Genomic DNA, 8,427 nt, shown 5'->3' with positions numbered 1-8,427 from the left:
TCGACCACCGCGAAGACCCACCCGGACTCCGCGCCGGAGCCCCCCACCCCACCGACACCGACACCGACACCGAAGCAGACGAGTCCGATGTGGACGACGCCGCCCCGGTGACGTACCTCGTCGGCGGTTCGTCGTCCGACGAGCAAGAGTCGGTGTTCGACCGCCTGGCCCGAGAAGGCGATCCCTGGACCACGGCCCACGTCCGCACCGGACCGGACGTCGCCCACGCGGAGGCGACGCTCGCCTCGTTGTCCGAAGAGGACAGAGCGACCGCGCGGAACCTGGTCGCCGTGCTGTTCGAGAACGCGCCCGGTATGGACGAATCCGTGGCCGTGGTGCACGCGGCAAGGCTGCACCGGTGGGCGATCGAATCGGGCGACCTGGCGGAGTTCCGGCGGATCTGGACCGACCAGGACCTGGTCGCGATGCGTGAAGAAGCCGAGGAAGACCGTGCTGACAGCGCACCCGCCGCCGATTCGGCGATCGCGGCGTACCGGGACATCTCGGACTTCCGCAGGCACTTGGGCAAAGAGCCGGACGCTGTTTCCGTAGCGCCCGCGACGAGGACGTGGTTCGACGAGACGAAACAGATCCTGGCACTGCCCACGTCCGATTCCGATCGCGTCGACCGGATCCGGGAGGTCGAACACGAGTTCCTCGAGACCGCGATCGCGATGGCGGAAAAACCGGACGCCGAAGCCGGGCTGACGCGCCTTCGGGAGCAGTACTCGGACTGGTTGGGCGTCATCGACAACCCGGCGGCCGAGCAGGCGAAGTACCAGGCATTGGCGAGCAAGATCGCGACAGCCAAGATCGAGTTCGACGCCTTGGCCGCGGACATGGAGCGCGAACGGCGGGAGATCGGCGACAAGTTCGCTATCGAGCCGCGCAGCGAACAGGAGAAGCTCCTCTTGCGGGACCTGGTCGACGTCGTGATCCTCACCAAGGCAGCCGATGGTGCCGTCGACGAGATCGTCGACGACATCCGGACCCAGTTCTTGAAGCTGCGAAAGAACGTCGACCTGTCGACGGGTGTCGCCATGGAGCGCGCGTTGCGCGCCCAACTCGCCCCGCACGTCGTCGAGGCGAGGAGGTTCCTGAGCGGACTCGCCGAGCACGAGCGCGTGCTCGCCGATCGGATGATCGGTACCGACCTCCCGGGCAAGCACTGGTCGCTCGCCGTTTCCGGTGCCCGTGTGGTCCACGCCGCCCGCCTGTACGAATGGCAGTCCAGCCCGGCCGCTTCGGTGGAGGAACTGCGCACGATCCTCGCGAACGCGGTCACCCGGAACGTGCGGACGATGCTCGACGAGAGGGTGCCACCGCACGAAGAAGATTCCCGCACGGAAACGGTCGAACGGTCGCCGAGCTGGCTCGCCCCTCTGCGCGACGTGCTGGACAAGCTGCCGACCACGGAATCCGCCGAGGCGAAGTGGCGGATGGCGAAGGCCAGCGACCTGTTGCCGGTCGCGCACCTCAGAGGGCGGCTTCCTGGCGGCCTGGCGCGACGGTTGTTCCGCGCGCGCCCGACCCTGGTGACCATGCTCGCGGACAAAATGCGCGCACTACCCAGGTCGGCGGCTCCCTCGGCCTTTCGCGACATGACCACCGAGTTCGCCAAGGACCTGCGCTTCGACCAGTTGGCGACCACGGACGGCACCCGTGCCTGGCTCGACGACTTCGAATCGAATGTCACGTTCTACGGCGACTGGATGCGACTGGCTCTGTACCAGACGGAGATACCCGAGGAGACGCGCGCCAGGGCCAAGGACCTGATCGATGTCCCGGTCCGCTCCCTCGTGGGGAAACGCCTTCTCGATCCGATGGCAGACGTGGTGGCTTTCTGGCTGCACGACGGGACTCCGGAGGACGAGATCGTCGGCCGCATCGCGGTGTTGAGTGCCGAGGCCGACGCGGTGGGCAGCCTTCGCAACGGTCCGATCGCGGTACGGATGAGCGAGATCGCGCGGGTGGCCGGGACAGCGCCCCGGCCGGTGCCGCCGAGCGATCGATCCGGTGTGGTGGTCGACACCGCCAAGATCGACTCCCTGCGCGCGCGGTGGCGTGCGGAGTTCGATTCTCTGTGGACGCAGATAGGGATGAACTGGCACGGCCCGTTCGACGGGCAGCGCGAGAACTTGGTCCACCTGTACGGCGAGCGGTTCTTCGGCGAAATGACCGTGCCGAAGGGGCCGGCCCGAGAGTTCCTCGACGACCTGTTCGCCGCGCATTTGTACCACGAAGAATGGCACAATCCCTTCCTGGCGGCCCTGCGCGCCGGAGCGGAGGAGATCTTCGGTCCGCATCTGCCACCGCGCGCCGATGCGGACGAAGTGATCCGGCTCTTCTGGAAGGTTCCCCGCTGGAGGTACCAGCTCGAGCGAACCGGGGCCGGCGTGGAGCACCGGATGCGAGAGGCGGCCGACCTGCTCGGGCTTCCGGCGCTCTCCGGGCTGGAGGGGGCGCCGTTGAGCAGGGAACTGCGCCTGCGGGAAAGCTATGTCAAGCTCGTGGCGTACGGTCTGCTGCACGACGGGCAGCCGCCGAGGCCGGCGGGCCCCCATGAATCTCCGGCGTTCAGAACGGTGCGCTACGACGTTCCCCTGTTCGAGGATTTCGTCGACAACGGAGCGCCTGCGGAACAATACGAGCAGATTATGCAAATCCTCGAAAACCGTCCAGGATACGAGGAATCCGTCCGCTGGTACGAACGAGGATTCGGAAACGACGAATCGCTCCGTGTCGATGGCCTCGGAGCGCTCGGCCTGGCGCTGGACCAGGACCGTTCGCCGACGGAGCTGCTGGCCGTTCGGGAGGCCGCGGAAGCCATCGGCTATCTGCGGAAAGCCGCCGAAGGGTTTCGGCAGGACGCCGAACGGCGAGCGACCTCGCTGATGCAGGCCCTGCTCGGCGCGGCACCGGACTGGCTGTCCGAACAGCTGACCCTGCACCTGGGCCGCCCCGCGCCTTCGAGTCCCGAGCTGCGGGATGTCGTCGAGAACGTGGCGAGGGGCGGCGACGAGCAGTTCGAGACGTGGCGGAGCCTTGGCGCACAACGGCTTTCCAGGCCGGGTGAGCCGTGGGGCCACGAGGACGGGTCTGCCGCCGAGGACTGGTTCGCGGCGGTGCTCGGCAGCCAGCTTTCGGCGCACGATCATCTGCCGGCCGATCCGCCCGCGCTGGACACCACGCGTGAGCTGGTCCGTTCGCTCGACGAGTGGAGCTGGTCGTATTCGCTGGCCGCGGGCCTGAGCCCGGCCGCTGCCCGGGGCCTCGAGGAAAGCCACGAAGCCGTTTCGCGGGCGAACGCCGACGACCTCGATCGCTGGCGGCTCACCGGCGAGACCCTGCTCGGCGGGACGAGGCATGGTGTGTACGCACGGGCCGCCGAAGTGCTCGGGCATCAGGCACTGCACTACCCGCTCGAGTCCTACACCCACCGGTTCATCGCCGATCTGCGCTCCGAGTTCGCTGCCCTGCGGCACCGCTTCACGCTGGGAACCGAAATCGGCAAGCAGCTCCAAATCGCGGCCTCGACCGCCGCGTATGCCTACCTGAGTGAACACCGCAGGCGAGTCGAGCTGGAGTTCCGCGGTCGACCGGGGCCCGTCCGTCCCGGGCTCGTCACCGCCATCGAGGGGGCGGCCGGCGGGGGGCTTGCTCCGCCCGCCACCCCGGAGCTGACCGCGGACGACAGCGAGAGCGAATCCGGGGACGGGTCGGGTGATGAGTCCGGTGCGGAGTCGGTGGGTGTGGGGGATCCCGTCGAGATGGTGCGGGTTGCCGAGCCGGAGAGCGAGTCGGACGGCGAGTCGGCGGAGGAGGGCGAGTCGGCGGAGGAGGGCGAGTCGGCGGAGGAGGGCGAGTCGGCGGAGGAGGGCGAGTCGGCGGACGGCGAGTCGGAGGAGGGCGGCGAGTCGGTCGACGAGGGCCGGACGGCCCGGGGTGGGTTTACCGGCACGCTGGACTACCTCACCGAACTGGCCGAGTTCGCGCAACTGCAACTGGACAGCTTGACGGCTCGCGAGCGGGTGAACAAGATCATGCGTGCCACGAACTGGATCGGGGCGCTGCGTCAGGACGAGTTCGGTGCGCCGGGTGAACGGGAACGCGCACTGAGGTACGCGCAGCTCCGGGATACCTTGGCGGGCGTGGCCGCGGAATCGATCATGCAGGCCCAGGCCTTCTGGGAAAACGAGGCTGACTTCAGGGCATCGTTGCAAGCATGGTTCAACGAGGACGGCGTGCAACGTGTCCGGCTCACCGGAAGCTGGAGCGAGGTCTCGATGACCGCGAGCGCTCATCGAGCGCTCGGCTGGATCATGGCGGATCGGCAGGAGGAACTCGAGCGGGGTGCGGAACACCTCCGAACGCTCGCGGAGCGCGGCGAGAGCGTGAATGCCGCGGACGTGGAACGCCATCTCGGTGAGCGTCCGGCCCCCGACGCTCGATACGGGCCGTTGGCCGTCGACCAGCAACATGTGTGGCGCTTGATGGAGGGCGCGGTCGACGAAGCGATCGCGGACCCCGAACGGCCGGCCCGTGAGCTCGCCGCGGACCCGTTGCGGTCGTTCGACGCGCGGACCGTGGCCGGGGCCGAGCAGCGGCTGACGGCGGCGGCCGAGGCCGAAGGCGGCGCGGTGGCCGAAAACCTGCGTGCCAGGGCGGTGGAGCTGATCGGCTCACGCAGGGCGCCTCGCGATGCCGGGTACCAGGACGCCGTCACGGTGATCGCTGCCGAGCTGGATCCGCGCCGGCCGCAAACCCTGGCGGGCGCGCTGCGGGTCGACTTCGAATTCCTGCGAGGGGCCCGCGACACGGACGGGACGTACGTCTTTTACCGGAACAAGTTCGGGGGCAGGCTGAGGAACGACCAGGATGCGCTCGACCAGGTCGTCTCGAGCCGACCCACCGGTCAGGCCATTGTGGACGGTTTGCGCGCACAGGCCGAGCTGCTGCTGCCGAGGCCCCTTCGCGGAGGGCCGGGATGGTCGTCCCTGCCGCACGAGGATGTTCGCACCGGTCTGATCACGAGCATCGCGGCCGGACTCCACCGCAGTCGCCACACCGACGATCTGGAGCGTGCGGGGGAAGAGGTCTGGAGCGACCCCGAGCTGATCGCCATGTTCAGGACGGCCCAGAAGATGCGCGAGTTCACCAGGTACGGGCGGGTGCCGTTCGCCGATGGTGAAAGGTACGACGTCGATTGGCACAGCGGACCCGAGATGCGCCGCCAACAGGCCGGTTTCGCCGCCGCGGCAAGGGACTTCGCGGCTCGCGTTTCCGATTTCCGGAGTTGGTTCGCGGACGACGCGCGGTCAGGGCGCCGGGCCTTGGACGCGGCGCCCGAGGACCGCCGGGAACAGATCCGCGCCGACGCCGTGACCCTCATCGTCGACAGCTATTCCCGGCGGTCGCCGGTGTCGCCGGTCGGTGTCGGGATGAGCCCGGCCACCGAAGCCGAACTGGTCGATCTCATGGCCATGTCCATCGTCCGGATGGTGGCGCTGGTGGATGCCCTCGATTCGACGCCCGTCCAGGAGCGCGGGGAAGACCACGATGCTGAACGTGCTGTCCAAGAAGGAAACATCAGGGCACGGATCGACGACATGGTCAATGGGGCCGATGATGTGTTGTACGTCGGTTTCAACGAGCTGCTGAGGCATTTGCCTTCCTGGTGGGAACGACAGCCGTGGAACCGGGAACTCTATCCGGGGCCCGATTACGCCGAGAGTGACATTCCGGACTACCGGCCGCGGCTCTTGCCCTCGGCACCGGACGCTGCGCAGGCGATCACCGAGAACGACTCGGACGAGCTGGTGCTGCGGAAGCTGCGGGATCGGTATGCCGATGCGGCCCTGGAAGCGTCGTCGGTGCTTTCCGGGCAGCCCGAAGAGACAGTGCGGCAGTGGCGTGACAGTGCCGAGGAATGGCTCGGCATCCCCGATCTGCTGGTCCCGCCGGACCTGGCCGAGGACGCCGGGTGGGTGTACGAGAACCTGCTCGACATCGCCAGCGAGGCGGGCCTGACGGCAGCGTTGACGGACGGAGAGAACGCCGGTCGGCGGGCGCTGGCCGACGCCGCCACCGCGATACTGCTGGACATCCTCCTCGTTCGCGAACAGTGGGTGAACTGGGACACCGGCCGCCCCTGGGCTCAGGTGCTGCATTCGCACGCCTCGGCGCTGCTGGATCTGCCCCCCGAGGACGCGACGTACTGGCGGCACCAGGTCCTGCCGGAACTGGTGTGGCTGGCTTCCGGCAGGCAACGCGCCGATCAGCTGGCGAAGCGGGCCGCGATCCGGCACCCGGTGCTCGACGCGCTGGCGCATATCGCCTACCAGGACCGCGGCTCGGCGAACCCGTTCGCCCGCGCCCAGCAGGTCTTCGGCGCGCTGGTACCGGGCAGGATCCTCCCGTACGTGAACACCACCGGATCCGTCGTGGACGGCGATCCCGCGCAACGCGCGGTGGACGAGCACTTCGCCAGCGCGGCATGGGACGTTTCCGACTCCGACGGCCCGAGACTGGACCCGGACGGCGTGGAGGCGCTGGAGATCACCGCCGCCGCCGCGGGGAACGCTCTCAGCGGGTACGGCACCGAGCACTACCGGAGGATCCATGACCGCGCGGCACGGATCGTCGACGCCAAGTTCAAGCCGGGCGTAGTGGACGAGGAGCTTCGGGCGAAGGTCGCGAACCTGGTCGCGATCGAACTGGTGCGCATGGCCGGGTGGGAGGGGCTGCCGGTCTTCGCCGAGGAAGTCGATGACAGCCAGGCACGCGGCCTCGCTCTGCTGTGGGCGGCCCGCTTGGGCGCTGCCGATGCTTGATCCGGAACGCCACGGGTACTGCTGCCCGAGTGTCCAGAGTTGACTGTCCGTGGAGGAAGACATGGCTCAGCGAGCGGTGTCGCGGTGGTATTGGTGAGTGGTCACCGCGTCGATCAGTCAGGAGAACCCATGACCGCGCGGATCGGGATGCTCGCGGAGGCGGAACGCGCTCATGCGTGGCTGCGCCGCACCTACGGTGACCGGGTCGTGCTGCGCGGCGTCGAGCCGGTTCACGTCGGGGAACGACTGGTGCTGTTCGGTTGTGGTTACCCGGACGACTCCGAGCCGATGCTCGCCGCGACCGTGTGCGTGCCGCGCGACGGTTCGGATCCGTTTCCGGCCGCCAACGCCGACCCGCTCGACGAGGACGTCAACCTCGGTGGCGCGGCCGATGGCGCCCAGTGGCGCGTGAACGCCAGGAACTGCGTGGTGACGGCCGACGCGGTCCTGGCAGAGCGCCCGGCTTGCGCGATGCCGTGGCACCCGGACGACGAGGCGCCGGGCTGGTGGGACCGGATGCTGGCGGCGCACTTTCCCGGCGCGGAGACCACCACCTGCACCGGCTGGGGCCAGGCCGGGAAGGTGATCTCCGAGGGCGGGCAGGGCGCTCGGGCCGTGGTGTGGCTGCGTCGCCGTCTCGCGGGGCACGAGCTGACCGGTCACCTGCTGTACGCGGAACACGGGAAAGAGGGCGTGGTCTTCCTCGACGCCCAACGCGGTTCCCTCGCCGACACCAGCGACGAACTGGTCGTCGAACTCGTCGTCGCGCGGTTCGCCGGTGGCCCGGGGTTGACGGCGGCGGACCTCACGATCCCGTGGGACAAGGCGGCCACCGATCTCCCGTCCGCGGTGGAGAAGGCCGAACGGTGGCTGGGAGACGCCTACGACGAGGAAGTCCGGTTGGTTTCCCCCGGACTGGAAGACGAACTCGCGCGCGGGTGGTTGTTCGCGGTCACCACCAAGCGCTTCGCGGAAACCGGCGACTGGCGCGAGCAGATGCTGGACGCCGCGCTGGTGGTGCCCAAGGCGGCGGGGCAGGCGCCGTTCGGGCTGCCGAACCGGGACCCCTGGAATTGGCTGAAGGACTGGGATTCCCGAGTACCGGGCCTCCCGCCGCGGCCCGATCCGGGAACGGCCGCCTGGTACACCCCGATGCTGGCCGAACTCGGCGGAGCGCGAAGCGTGAGCGTCCATCGGACATGGGCGGGAGTGCTGGACGAGGTCCAGGAATTCCCGGCTCGCACGCGTACTTTGGTCTGGGTACGTCGCATGGACGCCCAGGGCCGGGAGTCCGTGGGGCAACTGCTGTGGGCGGTGACCGGTGACGAGGGCCCGCGGTTGGTGGACCCGATGGTGCCGGACGGGGAACCGCTCCTCGACCCGGATCCGCTCGAACTGCGGACCATCCAAATCGGCTGACCCCCTGAAAGTGCCCCGGACCTCGTTCGAGGCCCGGGGCGCGGGTGCGGGAGTGTGGGAGTGCGGGATTGTCAGTGCGGGGTGGCTTTTTCGGCTCCGGCGCCGGTGAGGGCGCGGACTTCCATTTCGGCGTATTTGGCTTTGTTGTGTTCTGTGGAGAGCAGGGTGCCGGCGG

The 8,427-nt window shown here is 68.8% G+C and carries 2 protein-coding genes; both read left to right on the top strand.

The window, feature by feature from the left end:
- Positions 1 to 89: 89 nt before the first annotated feature.
- Positions 90 to 6,833 (top strand): hypothetical protein, encoded by a 6,744-nt coding sequence (locus tag ABD256_RS43690; RefSeq protein ID WP_344432247.1) that lies wholly within the window; start codon positions 90 to 92, stop codon positions 6,831 to 6,833.
- A gap of 129 nt (positions 6,834 to 6,962) precedes the next feature.
- Positions 6,963 to 8,252 (top strand): YrhB domain-containing protein, encoded by a 1,290-nt coding sequence (locus tag ABD256_RS43685; RefSeq protein ID WP_344432244.1) that lies wholly within the window; start codon positions 6,963 to 6,965, stop codon positions 8,250 to 8,252.
- The last annotated feature ends 175 nt before the right edge of the window (positions 8,253 to 8,427 follow it).

The organism is Amycolatopsis minnesotensis, assembly GCF_039529815.1.
GTDB classification, from domain to species: domain Bacteria; phylum Actinomycetota; class Actinomycetes; order Mycobacteriales; family Pseudonocardiaceae; genus Amycolatopsis; species Amycolatopsis minnesotensis.
The sequence above is the reverse complement of the archived record's forward strand: the minus strand, read 5'-3'. Positions and strand labels throughout refer to the sequence as shown.

Excerpts from the sequence above, each read along its gene's own strand:
- ABD256_RS43685 (WP_344432244.1), top strand. The coding sequence starts at position 6,963 with ATGACCGCGCGGATCGGGATGCTCGCGGAGGCGGAACGCGCTCATGCG.